Source organism: Nonomuraea sp. NPDC049750, from assembly GCF_040659625.1.
Taxonomy (GTDB): domain Bacteria; phylum Actinomycetota; class Actinomycetes; order Streptosporangiales; family Streptosporangiaceae; genus Nonomuraea.
This window is the reverse complement of the sequence record NZ_JBFANB010000008.1, coordinates 208,347-233,699: the sequence shown is the minus strand read 5'-3', so window position 1 is coordinate 233,699 and position 25,353 is coordinate 208,347. Positions and strand designations below refer to the sequence as shown.

At 71.0% G+C, this 25,353-nt stretch carries 25 protein-coding genes; 17 read left to right on the top strand and 8 right to left on the bottom strand.

Going from position 1 to position 25,353, the window contains the following annotated elements; all coding sequences use genetic code 11:
- Positions 1 to 32: 32 nt before the first annotated feature.
- The 6 genes from AB0J16_RS23120 to ptsP are packed head-to-tail and all read left to right on the top strand — an operon-like array spanning position 33 to position 4,831.
- Positions 33 to 1,205: a PTS mannitol transporter subunit IICB gene (locus AB0J16_RS23120; protein WP_358542760.1), complete on the top strand. Its 1,173-nt coding sequence runs from the start codon at positions 33 to 35 to the stop codon at positions 1,203 to 1,205.
- 3 nt (positions 1,206 to 1,208) lie between these two features.
- Entirely contained in the window at positions 1,209 to 1,517 is a 309-nt protein-coding gene (locus tag AB0J16_RS23115) for a PTS lactose transporter subunit IIB (protein ID WP_357953209.1), read from the top strand.
- Entirely contained in the window at positions 1,510 to 1,938 is a 429-nt protein-coding gene (locus tag AB0J16_RS23110; RefSeq protein WP_358542758.1) for a PTS sugar transporter subunit IIA, read from the top strand. The genes AB0J16_RS23115 and AB0J16_RS23110 overlap by 8 nt, the downstream gene beginning before the upstream one ends.
- Positions 1,935 to 2,939, top strand: a complete 1,005-nt coding sequence (locus tag AB0J16_RS23105) for a zinc-dependent dehydrogenase (protein WP_358542756.1) — start codon at positions 1,935 to 1,937, stop codon at positions 2,937 to 2,939. Before AB0J16_RS23110 ends, AB0J16_RS23105 begins: the two co-directional genes overlap by 4 nt.
- 10 nt (positions 2,940 to 2,949) lie before the next feature.
- Complete coding sequence (locus AB0J16_RS23100) at positions 2,950 to 3,231, top strand: HPr family phosphocarrier protein (RefSeq protein ID WP_358542754.1); 282 nt, start codon at positions 2,950 to 2,952, stop codon at positions 3,229 to 3,231.
- On the top strand, positions 3,224 to 4,831 hold the full coding sequence (ptsP, locus tag AB0J16_RS23095) for a phosphoenolpyruvate--protein phosphotransferase (protein WP_358542752.1): 1,608 nt from the start codon (positions 3,224 to 3,226) through the stop codon (positions 4,829 to 4,831). The genes AB0J16_RS23100 and ptsP overlap by 8 nt, the downstream gene beginning before the upstream one ends.
- A gap of 3 nt (positions 4,832 to 4,834) precedes the next feature.
- Here the strand turns inward: ptsP and AB0J16_RS23090 are convergent, their stop codons facing one another.
- A complete protein-coding gene (locus tag AB0J16_RS23090) occupies positions 4,835 to 5,869 on the bottom strand; it encodes an aldo/keto reductase (protein ID WP_358542750.1) in 1,035 nt (344 codons plus the stop codon).
- Positions 5,870 to 5,954: 85 nt separating this feature from the next.
- Between AB0J16_RS23090 and AB0J16_RS23085 the strand changes: the two genes are divergently transcribed.
- Positions 5,955 to 6,647, top strand: a complete 693-nt coding sequence (locus AB0J16_RS23085; RefSeq protein ID WP_358542747.1) for an HAD family hydrolase — start codon at positions 5,955 to 5,957, stop codon at positions 6,645 to 6,647.
- A 66-nt stretch (positions 6,648 to 6,713) separates the two neighbouring features.
- The gene (gene gndA, locus AB0J16_RS23080) at positions 6,714 to 8,138 is read left to right on the top strand and encodes an NADP-dependent phosphogluconate dehydrogenase (RefSeq protein ID WP_358542745.1); all 1,425 of its coding nucleotides are present in this window, start codon (positions 6,714 to 6,716) and stop codon (positions 8,136 to 8,138) included.
- Positions 8,139 to 8,194: 56 nt separating this feature from the next.
- On the opposite strand, the gene AB0J16_RS23075 is transcribed toward gndA, so the two are convergent.
- Positions 8,195 to 8,965, bottom strand: coding sequence for a thioesterase family protein (locus AB0J16_RS23075; RefSeq protein WP_358542743.1), 771 nt, complete (start codon positions 8,963 to 8,965; stop codon positions 8,195 to 8,197).
- A gap of 11 nt (positions 8,966 to 8,976) precedes the next feature.
- Entirely contained in the window at positions 8,977 to 9,915 is a 939-nt protein-coding gene (locus tag AB0J16_RS23070) for a YafY family protein (RefSeq protein WP_358542740.1), read from the bottom strand.
- A 51-nt stretch (positions 9,916 to 9,966) separates the two neighbouring features.
- On the opposite strand from AB0J16_RS23070, the gene AB0J16_RS23065 reads away from it, so the two are divergent.
- Positions 9,967 to 11,091, top strand: coding sequence for an epoxide hydrolase family protein (locus AB0J16_RS23065; RefSeq protein ID WP_358542738.1), 1,125 nt, complete (start codon positions 9,967 to 9,969; stop codon positions 11,089 to 11,091).
- Here AB0J16_RS23065 and AB0J16_RS23060 read toward each other — a convergent pair.
- Both AB0J16_RS23060 and AB0J16_RS23055 read right to left on the bottom strand, forming a co-directional pair.
- Positions 10,989 to 11,405: an SRPBCC family protein gene (locus tag AB0J16_RS23060; RefSeq protein ID WP_358542736.1), complete on the bottom strand. Its 417-nt coding sequence runs from the start codon at positions 11,403 to 11,405 to the stop codon at positions 10,989 to 10,991. The two genes, AB0J16_RS23065 and AB0J16_RS23060, sit on opposite strands and share 103 nt — an antisense overlap.
- Positions 11,406 to 11,409: 4 nt before the next feature.
- Positions 11,410 to 11,769 carry a VOC family protein gene (locus AB0J16_RS23055; RefSeq protein WP_358542734.1) on the bottom strand — a complete coding sequence of 120 codons (360 nt, stop codon included), beginning with the start codon at positions 11,767 to 11,769 and terminating at the stop codon, positions 11,410 to 11,412.
- A 146-nt stretch (positions 11,770 to 11,915) separates the two neighbouring features.
- Between AB0J16_RS23055 and AB0J16_RS23050 the strand changes: the two genes are divergently transcribed.
- From AB0J16_RS23050 to AB0J16_RS23035, 4 genes are all read left to right on the top strand, one after another.
- Positions 11,916 to 12,749 carry an AraC family transcriptional regulator gene (locus AB0J16_RS23050; protein ID WP_358542732.1) on the top strand — a complete coding sequence of 278 codons (834 nt, stop codon included), beginning with the start codon at positions 11,916 to 11,918 and terminating at the stop codon, positions 12,747 to 12,749.
- A gap of 80 nt (positions 12,750 to 12,829) precedes the next feature.
- Positions 12,830 to 13,261, top strand: coding sequence for a type II toxin-antitoxin system PemK/MazF family toxin (locus tag AB0J16_RS23045; protein ID WP_358542730.1), 432 nt, complete (start codon positions 12,830 to 12,832; stop codon positions 13,259 to 13,261).
- Positions 13,262 to 13,302: 41 nt separating this feature from the next.
- Positions 13,303 to 14,457, top strand: coding sequence for an FAD-dependent oxidoreductase (locus AB0J16_RS23040; protein WP_358542728.1), 1,155 nt, complete (start codon positions 13,303 to 13,305; stop codon positions 14,455 to 14,457).
- Positions 14,458 to 14,782: 325 nt separating this feature from the next.
- Positions 14,783 to 15,994 carry a cytochrome P450 gene (locus AB0J16_RS23035; RefSeq protein ID WP_358542726.1) on the top strand — a complete coding sequence of 404 codons (1,212 nt, stop codon included), beginning with the start codon at positions 14,783 to 14,785 and terminating at the stop codon, positions 15,992 to 15,994.
- 364 nt (positions 15,995 to 16,358) lie between these two features.
- On the opposite strand, the gene AB0J16_RS23030 is transcribed toward AB0J16_RS23035, so the two are convergent.
- Positions 16,359 to 16,937, bottom strand: a complete 579-nt coding sequence (locus AB0J16_RS23030) for a helix-turn-helix domain-containing protein (protein ID WP_358542724.1) — start codon at positions 16,935 to 16,937, stop codon at positions 16,359 to 16,361.
- 94 nt (positions 16,938 to 17,031) lie between these two features.
- Here AB0J16_RS23030 and AB0J16_RS23025 point away from each other — a divergent pair, with 94 nt between their 5' ends.
- From AB0J16_RS23025 to AB0J16_RS23010, 4 genes are all read left to right on the top strand, one after another.
- Positions 17,032 to 17,820: an SDR family oxidoreductase gene (locus AB0J16_RS23025; RefSeq protein WP_358542722.1), complete on the top strand. Its 789-nt coding sequence runs from the start codon at positions 17,032 to 17,034 to the stop codon at positions 17,818 to 17,820.
- Positions 17,821 to 17,910: 90 nt separating this feature from the next.
- Positions 17,911 to 19,032 (top strand): MBL fold metallo-hydrolase, encoded by a 1,122-nt coding sequence (locus AB0J16_RS23020; RefSeq protein WP_358542719.1) that lies wholly within the window; start codon positions 17,911 to 17,913, stop codon positions 19,030 to 19,032.
- A complete protein-coding gene (locus AB0J16_RS23015; protein WP_358542717.1) occupies positions 19,014 to 20,285 on the top strand; it encodes an MFS transporter in 1,272 nt (423 codons plus the stop codon). Before AB0J16_RS23020 ends, AB0J16_RS23015 begins: the two co-directional genes overlap by 19 nt.
- 88 nt (positions 20,286 to 20,373) lie before the next feature.
- Complete coding sequence (locus tag AB0J16_RS23010) at positions 20,374 to 21,288, top strand: pirin family protein (protein WP_358542714.1); 915 nt, start codon at positions 20,374 to 20,376, stop codon at positions 21,286 to 21,288.
- Positions 21,289 to 21,517: 229 nt separating this feature from the next.
- Here the strand turns inward: AB0J16_RS23010 and AB0J16_RS23005 are convergent, their stop codons facing one another.
- Together AB0J16_RS23005 and AB0J16_RS23000 are read right to left on the bottom strand one after the other, a co-directional pair.
- Entirely contained in the window at positions 21,518 to 24,019 is a 2,502-nt protein-coding gene (locus AB0J16_RS23005; RefSeq protein WP_358542711.1) for a protein kinase, read from the bottom strand.
- 61 nt (positions 24,020 to 24,080) lie between these two features.
- Positions 24,081 to 25,235, bottom strand: a complete 1,155-nt coding sequence (locus AB0J16_RS23000; RefSeq protein ID WP_358543056.1) for an AsnC family transcriptional regulator — start codon at positions 25,233 to 25,235, stop codon at positions 24,081 to 24,083.
- Positions 25,236 to 25,353: the final 118 nt, after the last annotated feature.

Genomic DNA, 25,353 nt, shown 5'->3' with positions numbered 1-25,353 from the left:
AACCTGCTCATCCCCCCGAAGGAGCACGTCCAATGGCCGAAACCTACACACCCGCGGTCTATGGGACCGGAGCCAAGGCCACCATCCAGCGCATCGGCGGCCACCTGGCCGGCATGATCATGCCGAACATCGGCGCGTTCATCGCCTGGGGGCTGATCACCGCACTGTTCATCCCCACCGGCTGGCTGCCGAACGCGGCGCTGGGCGCGATGGTCGACCCGATCATCAAGACGCTGCTGCCCATCCTCATCGCCTATACCGGCGGCCGGATGGTCCACGGGCAACGCGGCGCGGTGGTGGGCGCGGTCGCGGTGATGGGCGTCATCGTGGGGTCGGACATCCCGATGTTCCTGGGCGCCATGATCATCGGCCCCCTCACCGCCCTGATCCTGAAATATGTGGACAAGTTCACGGAGGATCGGACCAAGTCCGGCTTCGAGATGCTCGTCGACAACTTCACCGCGGGCATCGTCGGCGCCGTCATGGCCATCGTGGGGATGTGGGCCATCGGGCCGGTCGTCCGCGTCGTGACCACGGCCGCCGGCAACGCGGTCGAGTGGCTCATCGTCAACAACCTGCTGCCCCTCGCCTCGGTCCTGATCGAGCCCGCCAAGGTGCTGTTCCTCAACAACGCCGTCAACCACGGCGTCCTCGGGCCGCTCGGCGTCGCCGAATCCGTCAAGCATGGCAAGTCGATCCTGTTCATGCTGGAGTCGAACCCGGGCCCCGGACTCGGCCTGCTCATCGCGTTCCTGCTGTTCGGCCCGCGCCCGCTGCGCCCGAGCACGCCCGCCGCGATGATCATCCACTTCTTCGGCGGGATCCACGAGATCTACTTCCCGTACGTCCTGATGAAGCCCCGCCTCATCCTCGGGGTCATCGCGGGCGGCGCGGCCGGCGTGTTCACCTTCATGATCACCGGTGCCGGGCTGGTGGCGACTCCTTCGCCGGGCAGCATCTTCGCCTACCTGGCGGTGACGCCGAAGGGCGGCTGGCTGGGCGTGATCGCCGGCATCCTCGTGGCCACCGCCGTGTCGTTCGCGGTCTCCTCGCTCCTGCTGGGCTTCGGCCGCGGCGAGAAGGAGGAGCCGCCGGAGGACACCCCGGAAGCCACCGCCGCCCCCGAACCCACGGCCGACCGCGTCGAGGAGAGCGGCGCGAACGACCGCGACACCCAGGCCCAGCCCGTCGCCAAGGAGGCGTGAACCATGGCCAGCATCGACAGCAAGGACATTCACAAGATCATCGTGGCCTGCGACGCGGGCATGGGCAGCAGCGTCATGCTGGCCAGCCAGCTGCGCAAGCAGCTCAAGGACACCGGCGTCACCGTGGAGCACACGCCGGTCAACGAGATCCCGGCCGACGCCGACGTGGTGGTCTGCCACTCCGGGCTCGCCGCCCGGGCCAGGGTCTCGGCGCCGGGCAAGGTGCTGGTGTCCTTCCAGATCTTCCTCGGCGACCCGGCCGTGACCAAGCTGGTCGCCACCATCAAGAACGGCGGCACGGTCGATGCGTGACGACCTGCTCGATCCGCGGGCCGTACTCCTGCACGAGAGCGCGGCCGATCGGGACGAGGCGATCAGGCGGTGCGGGCGCGCCCTGGTGGAGGTGGGCGCGGTCGCCGAGCCGTACATCGACGCCATGCTCGAACGCGAGCAGACGATCTCGACCTATGTCGGCGAGGGCGTGGCCATCCCGCACGGCACCGCGGCCGCCAAGGAGGTCGTCCGGCACGACGCGATCTGCGTCGTACGCTTCCCGGATGGCGTCGACTGGGGCGGCGAGCCCGTTACCCTCTGCGTCGGTATCGCCGCGAAGAACGACGGGCACGTACAACTGCTGGCGGCGCTCGCCGACATCCTGCTCGACCCCGAACGCGCCAGAGCACTCCGTGAGGCGACGGAGGTCGGCCAAGTCATGAAGGAGCTCAGATCGTGAAGGTCGCCCGTTTCCACGCCCCAGGGGACATCCGCGTGGAGGACGCGCCGGAGCCGGTCGCCGGTCCCGGCGAGCTGAAGATCCGGGTACGCAACTGCTCGACCTGCGGCACCGACGCCAAGATCTTCAAGCACGGCCACCACCACATCCGCCCGCCCCGGGTGATGGGCCACGAGATCGCCGGCGAGGTGGTCGGCACCGGCGAACGCGTGCAGGTGATCGCGGCCATCCCGTGCGGCACCTGCGAGGAGTGCCGGCGCGGCCGCCTCACCGTCTGCCCGAACCAGGAGTCGGTGGGGTACCACTACGACGGCGGTTTCGCCGAGTACATGGTGATCCCGGCGAAGGTGCGGGCCGTGGACGGCGTCAACGTCATCCCGTCCGGCGTCGGTTTCGCCGAGGCGTCGGTGGCCGAGCCGCTCGCCTGCGTGCTGAACGGCCAGTCGCTGGCGCGGGTCGGCCCGGGCGACGACGTGGTCGTCATGGGCGCGGGCCCGATCGGCTGCCTGCACGTGCGGCTGGCCCGCGCGCGCGGCGCCGCGCGGGTGTTCCTGGTCGACGTGAACGCCGACCGGCTGGCGATGGCGGCCGAGCTGGTACGCCCCGACGCGGTCGTCGACACCGACGCGGTGGACCAGGTGCTCAAGCTGACCGGTGGCCGCGGCGCCGACGTGGTGATCACGGCGGCGGCCTCCGGCGCGGCCCAGGAGCAGGCCCTGCGCATGGCGGCCAGGCAGGCCAGGATCAGCTTCTTCGGCGGCCTGCCCAAGGACGCCCCGATCATCGCCCTGGACTCCAACCTGGTGCACTACCGCGAGCTGACCATCGTCGGCGCGAACGGCTCCAGCCCGGCGCACAACGCCGAGGCCCTCGGGCTGATCGCCGAAGGTCTGGTGCCGGTGGCGGACCTGATCACCCACCGGCTGCCGCTGTCCCGGGTGCTCGACGGGATCGACCTCGTCAGCCGGGGCGCGGCCATCAAGGTCACGATCGAGCCCTGAGGGGGTTGTGATGGCACAACGTACGGTGACGGTGGCATCGGCGAGCGGCCTGCACGCGCGGCCCGCGAAGCTGTTCGTCCAGGAGGCGGTGCGATTGGGGGTTCCGGTGCGGATCCGGGTGGGTGCGAAGTCGGTGCCCGCGAACAGCATGCTCGGCGTGCTGTCGCTCGGCGCCACCCAGGGCACCGAGGTGACGCTGGAGTCGGACGCGCCGGGCGCGGACGCCGCGCTGGACGCGCTGGTGGCACTGCTCGCCCAGGACCTGGACGCGGAAGGGGCCCTCGATGGCTGACCCGGGCGACGGCCCACCGGGTGCGGGGCTGGCTGGGCTGGGGGTCAGTCAGGGGCGGGCCGCGGGGCCGGTGATACGCATGGCGCCGCCGCCCGTACTTCCCAGCCCCAGGCAGGTCGCCGACCCTGCCGCGGAGGCCGCCGCGGTGGTGAAGGCCCTGGAGTCGGTCACCGCGGACCTGCGGCAACGCGTGGTCCTCGCGGGTGGCGGCGACGCGGCGGAGATTCTCGACGCGCTCGCCATGATCGCCGACGATCCGATGCTGCGCGAGGACGCCGAGGCCGCCGTCCGCGATGGCCTGGACGCGCCCCACGCCCTGGACGCCGCCTTCACCCACCACCGCGAGACCCTGGCCGCCCTGGGCGGCTACCTCGCCGAGCGGGCCGCCGACCTGGACGACCTCAAGCACCGCGCCATCGCCGCCTGCCTGGGCCTGCCGATGCCCGGCATCCCCGCCCCAGGCCACCCGTACATCCTGGTGGCCGAGGACCTCTCCCCCGCCGACACGGCGGGCCTGGGCGCGGACGTGGTGGCGCTGGTCACCGAGAAGGGCGGCCCGACCAGCCACACCGCGATCCTGGCGCGCGGCCGCGGCCTGCCCGCCGTGGTCGCCTGCATGGGCATCACCGACCTGGCCGACGGCACGGTCATCTCGGTCGACGGCAAGACCGGTCAGGTCGGCGTCGGCCTGACGGACGATGCCGTGGCGCAGGTCCGCAGGAGCGACCGGGAGGAGCGCGAGCGCCTGGCGAACAGCAGCGGCCCCGGCAGGACGGCCGACGGCCACCCGGTCAAGCTGCTGCTCAACATCGGCTCGGCCGACGACCTCCGGCCGGGCGCGGAGGGGGTCGGGCTGTTCAGGACCGAGTTCCTGTTCCTGGACCGCAAGCAGGAGCCGTCGTTCGAGGAGCAGGTGGCCGCCTACACCGAGGTGTTCGCGCGGGCCGGGACGGTCGTGGTGCGCACGCTCGACGCGGGCACGGACAAGCCGCTGCCGTTCCTCGGCCTGCCGCCGGAGCCGAACCCGGCGCTGGGCATCCGCGGCCTGCGGGTGGACCGGGTGCTCCCGGCCGTACTGGATACGCAGCTCGACGCGATAGCGGAGGCGGCCCGCTCGACGGGTGCCGACGCCTGGGTGATGGCCCCGATGGTCACCACACCGGCGGAGGCGGCCGGCTTCGCCCGCCGCGCCCGCGCCCGGGGCCTGACCCGGGTCGGCGCGATGGTCGAGGTGCCGGCCGCCGCCCTGCTGGCCGACCGCCTGCTGGCGGAGGTGGACTTCCTGAGCATCGGCACCAACGACCTCAGCCAGTACACCTTCGCGGCCGACCGTCAGCACCCCGGCCTGGCCGACCTCCTGGACCCGTGGCAGCCCGCACTGCTGAAGCTCATCGCCGCCTGCGCGGACGCCGGCCGCGCCGCCGGCAAGCCGGTAGGCGTCTGCGGCGAGGCCGCCGGCGATCCCCGGCTCGCCCCGGTGCTGGTGGGATTGGGGGTGACGAGCCTGTCCATGGCGGCGGTGTGCGTGCCGTCCGTACGCGAGGAGCTGTCCCAGCACACCTTGGAGGAGTGCCGCGAACTGGCGGCACTCGCCCGGTGACGGTCAGGGGCGCCGGCGGAGCTTCGCGTCCGACAGCTGCGGAGGCTGCCAGCCCTCGTCGCCCGGGTTGATGGTGACGCCCGGCGCCACGATGGCGTCGATCCTGTCCAGGACGTCGTCACTGAGCCGTACATCGGGGGCGTTGAGCTGGCCCTCCAGGTGTTCCATCGTGCGCGGCCCGATGATGGCCGAGGTGACCGCCGGGTGCCTGATCGTGAACGCCAGGGACAGCTCGATCAGTGTGTGCCCGGCCTCCTCGGCCAGGACGGCCAGCTGTTCGACGGCATCCAGCTTGCGCTGGTTGACCTCCAGCTTCATGTCGTAGCGGTGCGGCAGCCGGCTCGCGCGGCGGCTCTCCGGCAGTTCCTGGTTCTTGCGGTAGCGGCCGCTCAGCCAGCCGCCCGCCAGCGGGCTCCAGACGATGGCGCCCATGCCGTACTTCTGGACGGTGGGCAGCACGTCGGCCTCGATGCCGCGGGCGAGGAGGGAGTACGGCGGCTGCTCGCAGACGAAGCGTTCGAGCCCGCGCCGCTCGGCCGCCCACTGGGCCTCGACCACCTGGTGCGCGGGGAAGGTGGAGCTGCCGATGTAGCGGACCTTGCCCTGCCGGACCAGGTCGGTGAGGGCGCCGAGCGTCTCGTCTATGTCGGTGGCGGGGTCGGGGCGGTGGATCTGGTAGAGGTCGATCCAGTCGGTGCCGAGGCGGCGCAGGCTGTTCTCGACGGCCTGGAAGATCCAGCGCCTCGAGTTGCCACCCTCGTTGGGGCCGTCACCCATGGCACCGTGGCACTTGGTGGCCAGGACGACGTCGTCACGCTTGCCCGACCTGGCCAGAGCCTTGCCGACGAACTCCTCCGACTGGCCACGCGAGTAGACGTCGGCGGTGTCGATGAAGTTGATGCCCGAGTCGAGGGCGCGGTCGATGATGTCGGCCGACTTCTCGGCCGACTCCTCACCGAACCCGCCGAACATCATCGCGCCGAGGCAAAGAGGGCTGACCTTGAGACCGGTATGTCCGAGTACCCGATATTCCGTCATGCCCCTCACTCTGGCATGACCGCCTGGGCGGCGGGCAGCCGCACCGCGATGAGGGCGTTCATGGCGGCCGTGGTGTCATGGAGCCATGACGGAGTTCCCGCACGCACCCACACCGGCCTTCCTCTTCGACCTCGACGGCACCTTGATCGACAGCGTCTACCAGCATGTCATCGCCTGGCGCCAGGCACTGTCCGGACTGGGCATCGACCTGTCGGTGTGGCGCATCCACCGCCGCATCGGAATGAGCGGCGGGCTGTTCGTGAGCGCGTTGCTGCGGGAGACGGGGCTGAAACTGTCGACGGAGCAGATCGACGAGTTGCAGACGATCCACGGTGACGCCTACACCGAGCAGATCGACTCCGTCCGCCCGCTGCCGGGCGCCGCCGAGTTGCTGAGCGAGCTGACCTCGCGCGGCGTGCCGTGGGCGATCGCGACCAGCGGTTACGCGCGTACGGCCCGGCTGGCGCTGGGCATGCTGGGCCTGCCGGAGGACACTCCGATGGTGACCCGCGACATGGTGCGCCGGGCCAAGCCGGACCCCGACCTGTTCCTTGCGGGTGCGGCGCTGCTGGAGGTGGACGTGCGGCATGCGATGGTGGTAGGAGACAGCGTCTGGGACCTGCTCGCCGCCCGCCGGGCGGGGGCGCTCGGGATCGGGGTGCTGTCCGGCGGATACGGCAGGGACGAACTGGAGCGCGCGGGTGCTTTCCGCGTGTACTCCGATCCGGCTGACATGCTGCATCGGCTCGACGAGCTGGGCGTACGCCAAAGCGACTGAAATATTGGAATATCCAGCCGAACCTCTACCGCTGGATCATGCGTATCCCCCACAGAGGAGCTTGATATGGACTTGGCAGATATCGGGGTCACCGGCCTGGCGGTCATGGGCAGGAACCTGGCGCGCAACCTCGCCAGGCACGGCTACGCGGTGGCCGTGCACAACCGCACGCCCAGCCGGACGCAGCAGCTGGTCAAGGAGTTCGGCGGCGAGGGCACGTTCGTACCGTCGGAGGAGCTGGCGGCCTTCGTGGCCTCGCTCAAGCGGCCGCGTCGGGCGATCATCATGGTCAAGGCGGGTCCGGGCACCGACGCGGTGATCGACCAGCTCGCCGAGCTGATGGAGCCGGGCGACATGATCGTCGACGGCGGCAACGCGCACTTCGCCGACACCCGGCGGCGCGAGGCGGCCCTGCGTGACAAGGGGATCCACTTCGTCGGCACCGGCATCTCCGGCGGCGAGGAGGGCGCGCTCAACGGCCCCAGCATCATGCCCGGCGGCTCCAAGGAGTCGTGGGAGGCGCTCGGCCCGATCCTGCAGGACATCTCGGCCAAGGTCGACGGCGTCCCGTGCGCGGTGCACGTGGGCCCCGACGGTGCCGGGCACTTCGTCAAGATGGTGCACAACGGCATCGAATACTCCGACATGCAGCTCATCGCCGAGTCCTACGACCTGCTGCGTCAGGCTCTCGGCGCCACCCCGGCGGAGCTCGCCGGGGTCTTCCGCGAGTGGAACCAGGGCGAGCTGGAGTCCTACCTGATCGAGATCACCGCCGAGGTGCTCGACCAGGTCGACGCGGCCACCGGCAAGCCGTTCGTGGACATCGTGGTGGACCAGGCCGAGCAGAAGGGCACCGGCCGCTGGACCGTGCAGGGCGCGCTCGACCTGGGCGTACCGGTGACGGGCATCGCCGAGGCGGTGTTCGCCCGCGCGCTGTCGGGCCACCCGGAGCAGCGCGCCGCCGCCGCGTCCCTGGAGGGGCCGAAGCTGTCGGGCGTCGGCGGGCGGGAGCTGATCGAGGACGTACGGCAGGCCCTGTACGCCTCCAAGATCGTCGCCTACGCGCAGGGCTTCGACCAGATGGCCGCCGCCTCCAAGGAGTACGGCTGGGACCTGGACCTGGGCGCCATGGCCACGATCTGGCGAGGCGGCTGCATCATCAGAGCCCGCTTCCTCGACCGGATCCGCGCCGCCTACGACACCGACCGGGCGCTGCCGACGCTGCTGGCCGACCCGACGTTCGCGGCGGCACTGAACCTGGCGCAGGAGTCCTGGCGCCGGGTGGTGACCACGGCGGTGCAGATCGGCGTGCCGACGCCGGGCTTCTCCTCGGCGCTGGCCTACTACGACGGGCTGCGCCGCGAGCGGCTGCCCGCCGCGCTGATCCAGGGTCTGCGCGACTTCTTCGGCGCGCACACCTACCTTCGGGTGGACCGTGAGGGCGCCTACCACACCGACTGGTCCGGCGACCGCTCCGAGCGCCCCGCGTAGTCCCCAGCGGCCGCGTTCTGAAGCGGGCCCGTTTTCGAGCGGCTTCGTGCTGTTCTTCAGCGGGTCCGCAGGGGGATCGGGTTGGCCACGGCGGTCACGAGGCAGAAGCCGATCGGCCCGGCGGCGTCGTGCAGGGTGCACTGCCCTGTGGCGACGCCGCCATCGCTGAGGTGCCCGGTCGCCTCCACGCCGACCAGCTCTCCCTCGGGGACCCGGCCGAGGGTGATCGTGTAGTCGGCGTTGATGAAGTGCACACCACCGGTGCCGCCGGTGCTGAGCGGGCTGGCGAAGTCGGCCGCGAGCGCCACCCTGGTGAACGGCGTGACCGGCTCGTCGTCCACGAGCGGATGGGTCTCGCGCAGCCAGACCCGGTTGGGGCCCGGCTCGCTCCAGTCGGTCAGCCGCCACAGGTCGAACGGCGGCTCCCACTCCCCGCCCGTCACAGGCGGTCCGGCGGGCGGCGGCTCGTCCCACGCGGGCGTGACGTTCCGCTCGCCGTCCGGCTGCTCGCTCTGCCTGAGCAGCACGGCGCTGGCCCGGCCGATCACACCCTGGTCGGTACGGATCGTCACGTCGGCCACCCGGATCCGGCGCCCGTCCCTGACCAGCTCGGTCTCGACGGTGACCGGGAGCATCGGGCTGTTGCGGAACAGATCGACGGTGAGCCGGGCGAACCGCAGATCCGCCTCGCCGTACTCCTGCTCGACGGCCATGGCGGCCAGGCCCCCGAGCAGGCGGCCGTGGAGCATGTCGGGCGACCAAGGGCTGCGGGCGTGCGGAGCGGGCACGAACTCGCCCGTCTTACGCGTGAAGAACGCTGACGTCACAGAATGAGATTCTAGAGGGTGGTGAGTCGCCGCCCGAGCCCGCGCAGCCGTTCCTTGAGCTCGGCCGGCTCCAGCACCTCGAAGTCGAGGTCGAGGAAGGCCACGACCACGGCGATCAGATGCAGGTCGTCACCGCGCAATGTGAGCACGCAGGTGTCCTCCCCGACCGGCTCGACGACACCCGCCGTACGGCCCGCGACCTGATCGGCAGGGGCGTGCAGCAGGACGCGCGCCTGGATCGGCCACATGTCGTGACCCAGCCGGCGCTCGACCCAGGCCGCGACGTCGCCGCCTGGCGGCTCGCGCGGTGTGAAGCGGGGACCGTTCGGCGTGCGCAGGCGCAGGCGGTCGACGCGGTAGGTGCGCCAGTCCCGCCGGTCGACGTCCCAGCCGACCAGGTACCAGCGGCGCGACCAGTTGACCAGGGTGAGCGGCTCGGTCTTGCGCTCGGTGGTGACGCCGTCGCGGCCGGTGTAGTCGAAGCGGAGCTGCTCGTGGTCGCGGCAGGCGGCGGCCACGACGGTCAGCACCTCGGGGGCGACCGTCGGACCGTCGGTGGTGATCGGCACGGTGTGGGTCTGCAGCGCGTTGACCCGGTGCCGCAGCCGGGCGGGCAGCACCTGCTCCAGCTTGGCCAGGGCGCGCAGGGAGGTCTCCTCGATGCCCGTCACCGTGCCGCCCGCGGCCGTGCGCAGGCCCACCGCGACGGCTACGGCCTCGTCGTCGTCCAGCAGCAGCGGCGGCAACTCGGCGCCCGCGCCCAGCCGGTAACCGCCGGAGACACCCGGCGTGGAGTGGACCGGATACCCGAGGCCGCGCAGCCGCTCGACGTCGCGGCGCACGGTCCTGACCGCGACGCCGAGCCGTTCGGCCAGGTCGGCGCTGGGCCAGTCGCGCCGCGCCTGCAGCAGGGACAGCAGGCGGAGCAGCCTGGCGGAGGTGTCCAACACAAGGGCAATTGTGTCCTGATCCTGGCCGCGATGCCGCCTAGCTTGGGCGACATGGAGAAATTCGTGATCGATGTCCCACAGGCCGATTTGACCGACCTGGCCGAGCGGCTGCGCCGTACGCGCTGGCCCGACGCGCTGGAGGGCGTCGGCTGGTCCTACGGCGTACCGCTTCCAGCGGTACGCGAGCTGGCCGATTACTGGCTCGACGGCTATTCCTGGCGTGAACACGAGGCCAGGCTGAACGCCCTTCCGCAGTACACGACCGTGATCGACGGGCAGCGCGTGCACTTCGCGCACCTGCGCTCCCCCCGCGAGGACGCGCTGCCGCTGCTGCTGACGCACGGGTGGCCCAGCACGTTCGCCGACTTCGCGCATGTCGCCGAACCCCTCAGCCGCGACTTCCACCTGGTCATCCCGTCGATCCCCGGCTTCGCCTTCTCGGGACCGACGGCGGAGACCGGCTGGGGCGTGCGGCGCGTCGCCGCCGCCTGGGCGGAGCTGATGAGCAGGCTCGGCTATCCGCGGTACGGCACGCAGGGCGGCGACTTCGGCTCGCTGATCTCCCCGGAGGTGGCCAGACTCGACCCGGACCACGTCGTCGGAGTGCATCTGAACGCGCTCACGACGCTCGTCAACGACGACCAGGCCGGGCTGAGCCCGGCCGAGGTGGAGCGGGCCAAGGGGGTGGAGCGCTGGCACCGTCACTACTCCGGGTACGCGATGATCCAGGGGACCAGGCCGCAGACCCTGGCCTACGGCCTGGCCGACTCGCCGACCGGGCAGCTCGCCTGGAACCTCGACGCGTACGCCTCGTGGGGTCAGGACATCGGCGGCTTGTCGCGCGACGACATCCTGACCAATGTGATGATCTACTGGCTCACGGACACGGCGGGCTCCTCCGCGCGCCTCTACCGTGAGGGCGCCTCAGCCTGGGAGCCACCCGCCGAGCCGGGCAGAACACCGACCGCCGTGGCGGTCTTCCCCGGCGACAGTTCGGTGCGGCGCTACGCCGAGGTCGCGCACAACGTGGTGCGCTGGTCGGAGTTCCCCGCCGGCGGCCACTACGCCGCGCTTCAGGCGCCGCTGCTGCTCGCCGAGGACATCAGGGCGTTCTTCATGGCGCTCAGCCCCCGATCCATGAACTCGGCGACGACGGGCACCGCCTCCTCAGGGTAGAGGTCGGCGTGCCAGACGAACCGCGAACGGCCGTCGCCCTCGTCCACCACCGTCGAGGACGCGTTGTGGTGCCGCAGCCCGAGCGGGCTGTCGACCATGGCATAGGCGATGCGGCGGGCCTCGTCGTCGACGTCCAGGATGAGCTCATGGGCGACGGCTCCGTTGAAGAACGTGACGATCCGGACATCGCCCTCCATACGGCACTCGAGCGCGAACCCGGGAGCGAGCAGATCAACCCGGCCGGCCTCGCGCAGAACCGCCCACACCCGCTCGGCGGGGACGTCGAGCACCGTCTCCTTGTGAATGGCGGCCATGGGGTCAGCCACCTGCCGCGACACAGAACGGGTGGCCCTCAGGGTCGGTGAGCACGGTCCAGTCGGCGCCACCGGGCTGGAACTCCGGTACGGCGGCGCCGAGCCCGACCAGCTCCTTGACGGCGATCTCGACGTCGGTCACCTGGAGGTCGAGGTGGACGTGCTTGGCGTCGGCGGGCCAGCCGGGGCCGCGGTAGCCGGCGACACGCTGGAACGCCAGCCCGACGGGGCCGCCCTCGACGGTGGCGAAGTCGTCGTCGCTGTGGGCGATCCGGCCGCCGGTGGCCTTGGCGTAGAAGTCGGCGAGAGCGGCCGGGTCCTGGCAGTCGAAGATCACGGTGGAGACCGTGATGGTTGTTGTCATGAGTCCAGGGTGGGGCGGGGCGGGCGGCCGGGTCTTGAACATCCTTGCACCACCGCTGGGTCTTCGCCGCCTGGCCGCGGCGGCGCTGGGCATACCCTCGTGCGACGGCGGCAGGATTGTCGTAGCCGGAGCGTAGGGTTCGGCAGGTGCGTTCAGCAGTCCGTCTCGGCACCGGGTCCGGGTTCACCCTCGACGCGGTGACCTGCCACGACGATCACCGCAGGTGGTCGCCGCCCGAAACGAGCTCCGCCTACCGGGTGGTGCTGGTGCGCCGCGGCCGCTTCCGCCGCAAGGCCGACGGGCGGGCCGCCGTGGTGGATCCGACGATGGCCTATCTCGGCGTTCCTGGCGAGGAGGAGCATTACGCGCACCCGGCGGGTGGCGACGTGTGCACCTCCCTGTGCGTGACGCCGGACCTGTGGCGCTCGCTCGCGGGCGACAACGTGGTGCCCTCCCGCTCCACGATCTATGTGGACGCCCGCCTCGACCTGGCGCACCGCCGTTTCCTGGCCGCCGCCCGCACCGGCGACACGGCTTTCGAGCTCGCCGAGGCCCTGCTGCCCCTCCTCTCCACCGCCCTCGACCAGCTCACCCCCGCGCCGGCCCGGCGCGGCCGGGCTCCGGCGAGCTCGGAGGTGATCGTGGAGGGTGCCCGGGAGGCCATCGCCGCGGGCCATCCCGCCGCCGATGGGCTCCTGCCGCTGGCGGAGTTCCTGGCTGTCTCGCCGTACCAGCTGAGCCGGGCCTTCACCCGAGAGCTCGGCATATCTCTGACCCACTACCGCAACCGGGTGCGCGTCGGGCGGGCCCTCGATCACCTGGAGGGCGGCGCGGCGAACCTGGCGCTGCTGGCCGCCGAGCTGGGGTTCGCCGATCAGGCCCACCTGACCCGCACGGTCCGCCGCCACGCCGGCCGCACCCCCGCGGCGCTGCGCCGCCTGCTCGCCCCTCCAGGGGCCGCCGACGGAGGGCCCGCTTGACATGTTGACGTCGTGGTCCTCTTCGCGGACAGCCGCACCGGATTCGATCAACGACGGCCCGGTGGCGTAAGCTCCCTGGCGTGCGCGATTCAGGTGAGGACCCCCGGCCCGCCCGCGGTGCGGTGCGGGAGATCCACTCACTCAGCCAGGCGGCGACCCTGTCCTACTCCCCCGACCTCGACGGACTGGCCGACCCCGGCGAGATCGTCTGGGCCTGGGTGCCCTACGAGGAGGACCCGGAGCGCGGCAAGGACCGCCCGCTGCTGATCGTGGGCCGCACCGGACGCAGACTGCTGGGCATGATGCTGTCCAGCCAGGGCGACGACGGCCCCGACTGGCTGGAGGTCGGCGTGTGGGGGCGCGACGGCAAGACGTCCTACCTGCGGTTGGACCGCGTGTTCGGCCTGGACGAGGACGACATCAGGCGTGAGGGCGCGGTGCTCGACGGTACGCGCTTCGCCCGCGTGGCGGCTCACCTCATGAAGACGTACGGCTGGACCGCCGGCGGCTGACCCGCTTCGTTCGGCGTCCTCCTGGCTGCGATCATGGGGACATGCGTGTTGCGGTGATCGGGAGCGGGATCGTCGGTGCGGCCGCGGCTTGGCACCTGAGCGGGCGCGGAGTGTCCGTGACGGTGGTGGACGGGGCTTTCAGCGGGCGGGCGACGGACGCCGGCGCGGGCATCGTGTGCCCGTGGGTGGACCATCCCGACGACGACGCCTGGTACAGGCTGGCGCGCGAGGGGGCTCGCCGCTACCCGGATCTGGTGTCGGCGCTGGGCGAGGACATCGGGTACGCGCGGGTGGGAGCCCTGCTGGTGGCCACGGATCCGGTCGAATTGGAGCCGATACGCGCCCTCCTGCTGCGCCGCCATCCGGAGGCACCCGAAATGGGGGACATCACGGATGTGGCGGCTCCGTCGGCACTGTTCCCGCCGCTCAGGGACGGTCTGAGCGCGATCCACGTGCCGGGGGCCGCTCGGGTGGACGGTCGGGCGGTACGTGACGCCCTCCTCCGCGCCGCCATCCACCAAGGCGCCGACCTCCGTACGGGCACCGCGACCCTCACCCCCGACGGCGGCGTGCTTCTCCGCACCACACCCGACGGCGATCCGCTCCGCCGCACCACAACCGGCGCGCCCGGCCCGGAGCCGAGCGCGCAGGCGCGGGTCGGGGAGGCCGGGGTGCGAGTGGAGGCGGATGTGGTGATCGTGGCCGCCGGAGCCTGGAGCGGGGAGGTGTGCCGCGGACTTGGGGTGGAGATCCCGGTGTCCCCCAGACGCGGGCAGATCGTGCATGCCGCCGTCGACGGCGTGGACACCACCTCCTGGCCGATCGTGCTGCCCCGGAGTGGGCCGTACCTGCTGGGCTTCCCCGGCTCGCGACTGGTGGTCGGCGCGACCGTGGAGGACGCCGGGTTCTCGCCGTACGTCACCATCGGCGGCATCCACGAGGTGCTGGCGGCGGGCCTGCGACTGGCGCCGGGCTTGGACGGCGCGAGGGTGGTGGAGACGAGGGTGGGTCTGCGTCCGGTGTACGCGGCGGGCACGGCACTCATCGACCGGCTCACCGACCGGGTGGTGGTGGCGACGGGCCTGGGCGCGTACGGCCTGACGGCCGGCCCGTTCACCGGCCAGATCGCCGCCGCTCTCGCACTGGGCGAATCCCCACCCATCGACATCAACCCGTACGCACGCCTCCCCGCCTGAGCCCACCCATCGACATCAACCCGTACGCACGCCTCCCCGCCTGAGCCAGCCCATCGACATCAACCCGTACGCACGCCTCCCCGCCTGAGTCAGCCCATCGACATCAACCCGTACGCACGCCTCCCCGCCTGAGTCAGCCCATCGACATCCGGCCCTCAGACGGCGGGCAGGACGACTGAGAGCTGTTCCTTGGATCAGGTTTGGAGCCAAACGACCAGGCCAGCCGCTCCACGCACCCTTCCACGCATGGATGGGTCTTGACCGTCGGCGGCTTGTTTCGTACGTTCCCGGCGAGCTTGGACGACGACATCGCCCGGAGGCGGCTTTGACAGAACAGTCCAGCACCACATCGACCTGGCCGGACCTTCCCCCTGGACCGTACGGCACCCCGTCGCCCGACCTGACCCGCCGGTACGCTGAAGCGCCGATGGCGGCGGCCACGCTGCCGAGCGGCGACCGGGTGCCCATGATCGTCCGGTACGCGGATGTCCGCGGTGTGCTCACCTCGCCGGCCAGCAGCCGTAACCTGCGCGAGCCCGGCCTGCCCAGGATGGTCAGCGGCACGTTCCTGGACGACGACCCGGCGGCGCTGATGAACCAGGATCCGCCGGAGCACACCCGATACCGGCGCATCATGCACGGCACGTTCACACCCCGGCACATCGAACGCTGGCGGCCCCGCGTGGCGGCCATCGCCGGGGAGTTGATCGACGCGGTCGGTGATGAGTTCGACATGGTCGCGGACTTCGCGCTGCCGCTGCCCGCCCGGGTGATCTGCGAGCTGCTCGGCGTGCCGATGGACCGCTTCGAGCAGTTCCGCGGCTGGACGGAGATGTTTCTGTCCGCCTCGGACGCGAGCGCCGACGCTCGGGCCCAGGGATTCGCCGCGTTCACGGCCTATGCGCGGGAGCTGATCGAGCAGCACCGGACCGAGCCCGGCGACGACCTGATCGACCTGCTCATCGCGGCACGCGACGAAGGCGATGGGCTCAGCGAGGACGAGCTGACCAACATGGTGTTCACGCTGATCATGGCCGGGCACGAGACGACCGCCTCAATGATCGCCCGGGGCGGCTTCCGCCTGCTCTGCCACGCCGACCAGTACGCCGCACTCGCGGCCCATCCCGAACTGGTCGAGCCGGCGGTGGAGGAGATCCTGCGTCACGAGGGGCCCGGCTCCAACGGCATGCTCCGGCGGATCACTGAGGACGTCGAGGTGTCCGGCGGGACCATCCCGGCCGGCACGGTCGTGCTGCCCAACCTTTGGGCCGCCGACCACGACCCGTCGGTGTTCCAGGACCCGCTGCGGTTCGACGTGAAGAGGTTCACCGATGCCCGGTCCACCCCGCACCTGGCATTCGGCCATGGCCCTCACTACTGCTTAGGCGCGAACCTGGCGAGAATGGAACTGCGGGAGGCGTTCCACGCTCTGGTGACGCGCCTGCCAGGACTGCACGCGCAGGAGGACCTGTCGGCCGTCGTGTGGAGCGACGGGTTCGTCTACTGGCCACGCCGGCTGCTGGTCAAAGCAAGCTGAGCCCGAACATGCGACCGCATCGCCGGCGCCGCCTCGGTGAGAGCAGCCGGGCGGCTCGGTCATCATTCCACCGCCCACTCTCGGGCGGCAGCGGCCTGCGCCACTCCCACTCGGTGTTCGTCAGGTCGCATGCCCCTTGAACCGATCGTGACAAGATCATCATAAATGGTCAGCGGCCTGAGACCCAGTTCTCAACCCCAGGCCCAGTCAGTGCCCACACCGCATGGCAAGGTGTCGACCAGACCCCGGTCGGCGCCGACGCCGTACGGCAGGACGGGCCAACCCAGGCCCCCAGTCGGCGCCGACGCCGTACGGCAGAACGGCTAACCCAGGCCCCGGTCGGTGCCGACGCGTTGCGGGAGGGCTATCCCAGGCCCCGGTCGGTGCCGACGCCCCGTAGCAGGGTGTCGACCAGGAGCGTGGCCAGGGTGTCGGCGTCGTCGCCCTGGCTCTGCGCGGCCTCGTGGATCAGCGCGTAGTAGACGCGTCTGGCCCACGCCGGATCCACGTCGGCCCGCAGCAGGCCGGTGGCCTGCGCCTTGCGGAACAGCCGGTCGCACCTGTCCTCGACCTCTGAGTGCACACGGGCCACCTCGGGGTCCGACGACGCGCGGCTCATCGCGTATCCCCAATCGATCTTCACCCGCAACACGCTGGCCGTGACCTGGTAGAGCGCGACCAGCGGCGGCGTGGTCTCGGGATTGGCGGACTCGACCGCCGCCGCGAACTGCCGCGTGGCCCACCCCTCCATCGCGCTGACCAGGGCATCGCGGGACGCGAAGCGCCGATGCACGGTCGTGCGGGCGACCCCGGCCGCCTCGGCGATCTGCTCCATGCTGGCCGACGGATTCTTGCTGAGCACCCGCTCGGCCGCTTCCAGGATCGTGCGTACGGTCCGTTCGGCGTCGGAACGCAGCGCGCGCCCCTGCTGAATCGCTTCCACAGTGCAACCATACACTCCATAGTTGCAACACTGATGTTGCAAGTGCTACGTTCTTGGCATCATTAGCGATGCACTTACGGAGGAAGGCGTCACCATGGACATGCGACTCACCGGCAAGACCGCCGTCGTCACCGGCGCCAGCAGGGGCCTCGGTCTCGCCATCGTCGCCGCGCTGCGAGCGGAGGGGATGCGGGTCGTGGCCGGTTCGCGGACGATCTCGCCCGAGCTGAAGGAGACCGGCGCGACGGCGATCGCGGTCGACCTGTCCAGCGCCGAAGGCCCGGCCGAGCTGATCGGCACCGCCCTGGCCGAGCTGGGCGAGCTCGATCTGCTGGTCAACAATGTGGGCGGCGGCGACGGCGGCGAGGGACAGCTGGACGGGTTCCTGGGGTTCACCGAGGAGCACTGGCGCCAGGCCCACGATCTCAACTTCCTCAGCGCGGTCCGCGCCACCAGGGCCGCCCTGCCCAGCCTGCTGCGCCGGGGCGGGACCGTGATCAACATCTCCTCCAACGGCGCCCGCATGCCGCACGCCGGCCCGATCACCTACACCACGGCCAAGGCCGCGCTGACCGCGTTCGGCAAGGCGCTGGCCGAGGAGTTCGGGCCGCAGGGGGTGCGGGTCAACACCGTCTCCCCCGGTGCCAGCCGCACGTCGATGTGGGAGGATCCCAACGGTTACGGCGCGGCGCTCGCCGCCAAGATGGGCCTGGAGCACGATCAGCTCCTGGCGGGGCTGCCGTCGAGTACGGGGATGACGACGGGTAGGTTCGTCGCTCCCGAGGAGGTCGCCGCCCTGGTGACCTATCTGGCCTCGCCACACGCCGCGAGCGTCAACGGCGCCGACTACGTCATCGACGGCGGCGCGATCAAGACGGTCTGAATCTATCGCGATATATCGTCGAAATCGGGAACATCGGGGATATCGCGATCAGTTGAGTGGTGTGGACCGACTTTCAGGGGAGTGTGAGCGATGGCGAGACTGCGGACGATACGACGGATTCTCGTAGGCGGGGCGGCCTTGGCCGCGGCGGGCTGGGCCCTGCGTGACGTACCCGCCGAGCTGGGCGTGCGGCCTTTGACCTCAGGACCGGACCGGGCGGCCAGAGTGCGGCGCTCACCGCAGTTCAAGGACGGCGCCTTCTACAACCCGATGCCGGAATCCACCACCATGCTGTCCGCGCCGCCCCCGGGTCTGCTGCGTGAGATGTCCAAGGACAGAGACCTGCGCCGCCCGTCCGGCCCCGTTCCGCTGCGTGTCCCGCCGACCGGCGACCCGTCGCCGACCGGGCTGAGAGCGATCTGGTACGGCCACGCCTCCACGCTGGTGGAGATCGAGGGGCGTCGGGTGCTGTTCGATCCGGTGTGGAGCAGACGGCCGTCGCCGTCGCAGCTCGTCGGGCCGAAGCGGCACCACCCGGTGCCCGTCCCGCTGAACCGGTTGCCGCAGGTCGACGCGATCGCGATCTCGCACGACCACTACGACCACCTCGACATGGGGACCGTGCGCACGCTCACCGCGACGCAGAAGGCGCCGTTCCTGGTCCCGCTGGGCATCGGCGCCCACCTGGAGCGATGGGGCGTGCCCGCCTACCGGATCATCGAGCTCGACTGGGAGGAGGAGGCCGAGGTGGCCGGGCTGCGCTTCATCGCGACGGCCGCCCGCCATTTCTCCGGCCGCGTGCTCACCCGCAACGACACGCTGTGGGGCTCCTGGGTGGTGGCCGGAGCGAGCAAGCGGGTCTTCTACGCGGGCGACTCCGGCTACTTCGAGGGCTACCGGGGCATCGGGTCGGCGCACGGCCCGTTCGACCTGACGCTGATGCCGATCGGCGCCTACAGCCCCTCCTGGCCCGACATCCACATGAACCCGGAAGAGGCGATCAACGCGCACCTCGACCTGGGCGGCAGGCTGCTGTTGCCGGTGCACTGGGCGACGTTCACGCTGGCGCTGCACCCGTGGGCGGAGCCGGTGGAGCGGCTGTGGCGCGAGGCGAAGGCTCGCGACGTCGAGATCGCGGTGCCACGCCCCGGTGAAGCCGTCGACACCGACGGCGCTCCGGCCGTCGACGGCTGGTGGGAGACCCTGGGCTGACCACCTTCGACCACACCCGGCGGGCCTGCTACGCCGGATATGTCACCCAGGCCATCGTCAACAACCTGGCGCCACTGCTGTTCATCGTCTTCCAGACGCGCTATCAGGTGCCGTACGAGATGCTGGGCCGCCTGGTCCTGCTCAACTTCGCCACCCAACTCGTCACTGACCTGATCGCGGTCAAGGTGGTGGACCGGACGGGCTACCGGGTGCCCTTGGCACTGGCGCATGTGTTCAGCGTGGCCGGGCTGGTGCTGCTGGCGGTCGCTCCGTCGGCGCTGCCATCGCCGTACACAGGGCTGGCCGTGGCGGTGGTGGTCTACGGGATCGGCGGCGGGCTGCTGGAGGTCCTGGTCAGCCCGGTGGTGGACGCCCTGCCCGCACCGGCTGAGCACCGGGCCGCCAGGATGAGCCTGCTGCACTCCTTCTACTGCTGGGGCCAGGTCGCGGTCGTGCTGGGCACGACGCTGGTGCTGGCCTGGATCGGCGACGCGGCCTGGCAGGCGCTGCCGCTGCTGTGGGCACTCGTACCATTGGCCGGGCTCGTGCTCTTCCTGCGCGTCCCGCTGCCCGCGACAGTGCCCGAGGAGCACCGGACCGGGCTCGGGGCGCTGCTGCGGACCCCGTTCTTCGGGGCGGCGCTGCTGCTCATGCTCTGCGCGGGCGCGGCCGAGCTGACCATGTCGCAGTGGTCCTCGCTCTTCGCCGAGCAGGGGCTGGGCGTGGCCAAGGTGTGGGGGGACCTCGCGGGACCGTGCCTGTTCGCGGTGCTCATGGGGCTCGGCCGGATCGCCTACGGTCTCTGGGGCAGCTGGATCCCCCTGCTGCCCGCCGTGATCGCCTGCGGCGCGCTGGCCACCGCCTGCTACCTCGCCGCCGCCCTGGCCCGGGACCCGGTGCTCAGCCTGGTCGGGTGTGCGGTGTGCGGGCTGGCGGTCAGCCTGATGTGGCCGGGGACGTTCAGCCTGACGGCCGCCCGCTTCCCGTTGGGCGGGACCGCGATGTTCGGGGTCCTGGCGATGTTCGGCGACGCGGGGGCGGCGGCGGGCCCGTGGCTGGCGGGCGCCGTCGCCCAAGGCGGTCTGCTCGGGGAGGGCGCCGTCGCTCAAGGGGGCCTGCTCGGCGACGGCGCCGGACTCCGTGCCGGGCTGCTGGTCGGCACCGTCTTCCCGCTCGCGGTCGTCGTGGTGGGCATCGCGCAGTCCCTGCTGGCCCGCCGCCACACCTCCGCACCCGCACCCGCCGAGAGCTGACCCATGCCGTGCTCCGCTCCCGCTCGCACACCCGCACCCGCTCAGTGCTGATCCATGCCGCCGTACAGTGCCGTCGTACAGTTCATACGTGAGCAACCTGGAGCAGGACCCCGACGAGATCCGCTGCGGCGCCGAGAGCGGTGGTGAGACCGAGCTGCTCGCCGGGCGCGCGGTGCCGCTGGGCGGTCCGCGCGGCATGTCGGTGAGCAGGACGCTGCCCAACGCGCACCGCCGCATGATCGGCGCGTGGTGCTTCGTGGACGCCTACGGCCCCGAGGTGGCGGTGATGCGGGTGCCTCCGCATCCGCACACCGGCCTGCAGACGGTGAGCTGGCTGGTCGCCGGCGAGGTGCTGCACCGCGACAGTGTCGGCAGTCTCCAGGAGGTACGCCCTGGCCAGCTGAACCTGATGACCGCCGGACGCGGCATCTCCCACTCGGAGGAGTCGCCCGAGACGCTGCTGCACGGCGTTCAACTGTGGGTCGCGCTGCCCGGCGCGGACCGGCGTACCGGGCCCGGGTTCGAGCACCACTCGTCACTGCCCGTGCGGTCCGGCGCCGGGTTCGACGCCACGGTGATCATGGGGTCGCTCGACGGCGTGACCTCGCCCGCGACCACCTACAGCCCCTTGGTGGGCGCCGAGGTGGCCGTCGAAGGGAACGCCGAAGTGCCGCTCGACCCCGGCTTCGAGCACGGGGTGCTGCTGCTCGACGGGGAGGTCGAGCCGCTGGAGGCGGGACCGCTGCTCTATCTGCCGCCGGGCCGCAGCCTGTTGCGGTTGAGCGGGCGCGGGCGGGTGCTGCTGATCGGCGGCGAGCCGTTCGCCGAGGAGATCGTGATGTGGTGGAACTTCGTCGGCCGCGACCACGACGAGATCGTCGCGTTCCGCAAGGAGTGGATGGAGGGCGAGGGGTTCGGCGCCGTCGAGGGGTTCGACGGCGGCCCGCTCCCCGCGCCCGTCCTGCCGGGCACCCGGCTGCGGCCCAGGGGCCGTGTCCGCTAGTTTTCCGTTTCCCGCCCATACCGCCCGCCTTGCCGCAGGTCAGCCGCCATGGCTGATCCAGCACTCGATGTCATCGGCGCTGCCCGGGGACAGTCTCGATGTCATCGGCGCCGCCCGGGGACATTGACGTGCGGACAAGGGGACAGTGACGGGTGACGTGCGGACAACAGGACCAGTTCCGGTGGCGTACAGAAAACCGGGCTAGGTCCGTTGACGTGCGGGAACAGGGCTAGTTCCGGTGTGGGAAGGTGTAGATCACGTCCATGTTCGTGCCGTTCGTCGGCATCTCGGCCAGCAGGCGCACCGCGGCGCCCGCGAAATCGACCACCTGCACCTGCTGCTTCTCCGCGCTCGCGTCGGGCCTGATCCAGCAGACCAGGTGGCTGTCGTCGTACCAGGTGGCCAGGCCGGTGCAGGGCGACTCGAAGCGCTTCAACTCGGCACCGGTCTGGGTGTCGTAGACGCAGTTGTTGCCGTTGCTCAGACCGGGGCAGTTGGTGACGAACTGCTTGCCCGACGGCGAGAACAGCGAATCGGCGATGCCTGGTCCCACGTTCGGGATCCGGCGCAGCCGCAGCCCGTTCGCGTCGAAGAAGCGCAGCGCCTGCTGCTTGGCGTCGTTCGACAGGGCCACAACGCCCGTGTCGGCCTGGTCGAAGCCGTAACGGATGCCGTGCAGCGAGCCCTCCCTGAGCGAGGCGACCGTGGCCTGCCTGGTGGCGACGGTCACGATCGCGAACCCGGTCGACTGCCAGACGCCCTTCACCGGGTTGCCGACGTTGAACAGCAGGCGGCCGCTGTCACGCGACCAGCCCTGCACGTACGCGCTGAGCGGCTGGCGCGAGGTCTTGACCGTGAACGCCTCACCCGACACCTTGTCGGTGATCTTGACGCTGTCGTAGCCGTCGGCGAAGTTCTTGCCGCGCTGGGCCAGATAGCGGCCGTTGGGCGACAGCATGCTCTCCCACATGTCCGGATATTTTGTGAATGGTCCGGTCAGGGAGTCCCGGGCGTAGTAGATCCAGTTCTGAGTCTTGGCGTCGCGGACCATGTAGGTGGTGAGCCTGACGGCGTCGCCCGGATTCTCGTAGATGACCGCGTCGGTGCCGGGAAGCGTTGAGGTGACCAGGTTCGCGGTGGGAACGACCGCCGGGGCCGCGGATGTGGCCGTGCCTTCGGCGCTCGGGGAGGAGGTCGGGGTCAGCGGGCCGGGCAGGTTGGTCAGCGCGACGGCCACCACGACGACGGTCGCGACGATGGCCACAGCCGCGGCGACCGCCGCCACCACGTAGCTCTTCTTCCCGCCCGATCGAGGCGGCGGCACCTGCGGGCCGGAGCCGTACTGCGGGGACTGCCCCTGCGTGGTCGGAGAGACCCACTGCGCCTGCTGGTGCGGCCCCGACTCCGCGTACGGACCCTGTGGAGACGGGACTTGCGGTGGCAGACCCTGGGGAGGTGGACCTTGTAGTGGCGGGCCCTGCGGAGACGGGCCCTGTAGTGGCGGGCCCTGCGGGATCGGACCTTGGGGTGGTGGTCCGTACGGGTGCGCCGCCTGCGGTTGCGGTCCCTCGGGGTATGGCCCCGACTGCGGTTGCGGTCCCTCGGGGTATGGCCCCGGCTGCCCGTACGGAGCCTGCGGGTACGGCCCCTGAGGGTGCGGCGCCGATTGCGGTTGCGGTCCTTCGGAGTATGACCCCGGCTGCCCGTACGGAGCCTGCGGGTACGGCCCTTGGGGGTATGGCCCCGACTGCGCGTACGGAGGCTGACCGTAAGAGGGCTGTCCATATGGGGGCTGCATGGGGAACCCTGACCCCGGCTGGGACGGAGGCTGGGGCTGGGACGGAGGCTGAGGCGGAGCCGAGGGATGGGGTGGGGAACCGCTGACCAGGGCGGCCGCCTGCTCCAGCTCTGCGGGGTTCGACGTGGGATGCTCCAGCAGCCGCATGATCACCTGTTCGGCGGTGGGCCGCCGGACGGGGTCCTTCGACAGGCAGGCGGCCACGAGTTCGCGCAATGGCCCGGTCAGGGAGGACAGATCGGGCTCGTTGTACAGCACCTGGTCGACGATCTCCGGCACCGACTCCGCCTCGAACGGCCCGGCGCCCGTGGCGGCGAACACGATGGTGCTCCCCCACGCGAACATGTCAGCGGCCGGCCCCACCGGCTGCCCCAGAACCTGCTCCGGCGCCATGAACGCGGGCGTTCCCACCGGGGTGGAGGTGATCGTCGAGGTGGCGTCGAGCGCCTTGGCGATACCGAAGTCGATCACCCGGGGGCCTTCGCCGGCGAGCAGCACGTTGTTCGGGCTGAAGTCGCGGTGCACGATGCCCGCCTGGTGGATGGCGGCCAGCGCGGTGACGCTCCCGATGGCCAGCCGGTACAGGGCGGCGTCCGCGCGCGGCCCCTCCTTGGTCACCACCTGCCGCAGCGGCGGCCCCTCGACGTACTCGCTGACGATGAACGGCCGCTCCTCGTGCACCCCGGTCGCCAGTACCTTCGCGGTGCAGAACGGCGCCACCCGCTGCGCCACGGCCGCCTCCCGCGCGAACCGCTCGGCCGCGACCTCGTCGCCCGCCAGGTTCGGCCGTAACCACTTGATGGCGGCCTGGTCGCCCTGCTCGTCGACGCCTAGATAAACGACGCCTTGTCCGCCTTCTCCCAGCCGTCCGCGGATCTCATAACCTCCGAGACCGGCGGGATCTCCTGCTCTCAGCTCACTCATCGACGGCATGACCAAATTATGGTCGTGCTTCTTGCGAATGGCTTAACTTGCCCTGTCCGGAAATTTCGTGTCAGTACGGCATGGACGACGGAGCGCGCATACCCATCGGGACCAGCGGGCCCGCGGCCTTGACGGTGTGCAGTACGGGGGCCGTTTCGAGTGTGTGAATGGCGTCGAGGCCACCCAGCCGATGGGTGAGGTAATCGTGCAGATCGGCAGGGCTGCGGCAGAGCGCGTTGGCCAGCAGATTGGTCCGGCCGGTGGTGGCGGCCACCAGGGCGAGTTCACGGTGGCCGGCCAGGGTGGTAGCGACGCGGTCGAGGTGTCCTGGCTGAACGGACATCCAGAGCAGGGCTTGGGTGGTGGCCCCGAGAACGGCGGGGGCGACCTCGACATCGAAGAAGATCGTCTCGCTGGCGCGCAGTTCGGCCAGACGGCGGGCGACGGTGGCTTGAGACAGTCCGGTGGCCGCGGCGAGGTCGGCGTACGTGGCCCGGCCGTCGTGACGCAGAGCGTCGATCAGGTCGTGATCGACGCGCGCCAGCGGCGGCCGACCGGCCGACAGATCGGTCGGCTGATCAGCCGGCTGATCCGTCGGCCGACCAGTCGACTGATCAGTCGGCCGATCAGCCGGAGATGACTGGCGAGCCGACTGATGGGTGGACGATGGCGGGTAGGCCGATTGATGGGTCGACGATGGCCGGCGGGCTGGCGAATCAGTGTCGCGGGCCTGTGCGAGCCGCTGTTGCTGCTGTTCGGTGAGGGTCTCGAGGCGGCCTCGCCACCCGGTCGGCCCGCCCAGGTAGGTGTGCAGCAGGCAGTGGGCGGAGACCGCGGTGATGCCGGCCCTTCGGGGGATGTCGTGCAGCAGCAGCGACGGTACGGCCTGCGCACCGCTCGGCGCGTGGATGACGGCGAAGATCTCCGTACCTCCGGAGGCCAGTTTGACCCACGAGGTGTCGGCTCGCCGGGCCAGCGAATGCGAAAGATCTCGCACGGTGGACGGGGTGGCGGTGAGCCGGATCATCCACTGGGTCTGGCCTGCCCGGTCCGGGTTCGGGAGCCCGACCACGCGCAATGCGGCCTCGGCGCGCAGTCGCCGATAGCGGCGAGCCACGGTCTGCGCCGAGGTGCCGATCACCTCGGCGATACGGCCGAAGGGTGCTCGCCCGTCAATGCTCAGGGCGTGGATCAGCCCTCGGTCCACATCGTCGAGCGTGAGCATTTCCCTCACTGATCCATCAGTTTTGGAAGATAGTCGCCAACTATACGCTCCGGATGGAACAACCGACCCGGCCTCTTTCACGCTGGGACCCCGCCCGTCGACGGCGCGGGTTCGCGGA

Coding starts and splice junctions, on each gene's coding strand:
- AB0J16_RS23040 (WP_358542728.1), top strand. CDS start 13,303: ATGCGTGTTGCGGTGATCGGGAGCGGGATCGTCGGTGCGGCCGCGGCT.
- AB0J16_RS23100 (WP_358542754.1), top strand. CDS start 2,950: ATGGCACAACGTACGGTGACGGTGGCATCGGCGAGCGGCCTGCACGCG.
- AB0J16_RS23020 (WP_358542719.1), top strand. CDS start 17,911: ATGGCGAGACTGCGGACGATACGACGGATTCTCGTAGGCGGGGCGGCC.
- AB0J16_RS23115 (WP_357953209.1), top strand. CDS start 1,209: ATGGCCAGCATCGACAGCAAGGACATTCACAAGATCATCGTGGCCTGC.
- AB0J16_RS23055 (WP_358542734.1), bottom strand. CDS start 11,769: ATGACAACAACCATCACGGTCTCCACCGTGATCTTCGACTGCCAGGAC.
- AB0J16_RS23060 (WP_358542736.1), bottom strand. CDS start 11,405: ATGGCCGCCATTCACAAGGAGACGGTGCTCGACGTCCCCGCCGAGCGG.
- AB0J16_RS23110 (WP_358542758.1), top strand. CDS start 1,510: ATGCGTGACGACCTGCTCGATCCGCGGGCCGTACTCCTGCACGAGAGC.
- AB0J16_RS23000 (WP_358543056.1), bottom strand. CDS start 25,235: ATGCTCACGCTCGACGATGTGGACCGAGGGCTGATCCACGCCCTGAGC.
- AB0J16_RS23090 (WP_358542750.1), bottom strand. CDS start 5,869: ATGACGGAATATCGGGTACTCGGACATACCGGTCTCAAGGTCAGCCCT.
- AB0J16_RS23085 (WP_358542747.1), top strand. CDS start 5,955: ATGACGGAGTTCCCGCACGCACCCACACCGGCCTTCCTCTTCGACCTC.
- AB0J16_RS23120 (WP_358542760.1), top strand. CDS start 33: ATGGCCGAAACCTACACACCCGCGGTCTATGGGACCGGAGCCAAGGCC.
- gndA (WP_358542745.1), top strand. CDS start 6,714: ATGGACTTGGCAGATATCGGGGTCACCGGCCTGGCGGTCATGGGCAGG.
- ptsP (WP_358542752.1), top strand. CDS start 3,224: ATGGCTGACCCGGGCGACGGCCCACCGGGTGCGGGGCTGGCTGGGCTG.
- AB0J16_RS23005 (WP_358542711.1), bottom strand. CDS start 24,019: ATGCCGTCGATGAGTGAGCTGAGAGCAGGAGATCCCGCCGGTCTCGGA.
- AB0J16_RS23065 (WP_358542738.1), top strand. CDS start 9,967: ATGGAGAAATTCGTGATCGATGTCCCACAGGCCGATTTGACCGACCTG.
- AB0J16_RS23025 (WP_358542722.1), top strand. CDS start 17,032: ATGGACATGCGACTCACCGGCAAGACCGCCGTCGTCACCGGCGCCAGC.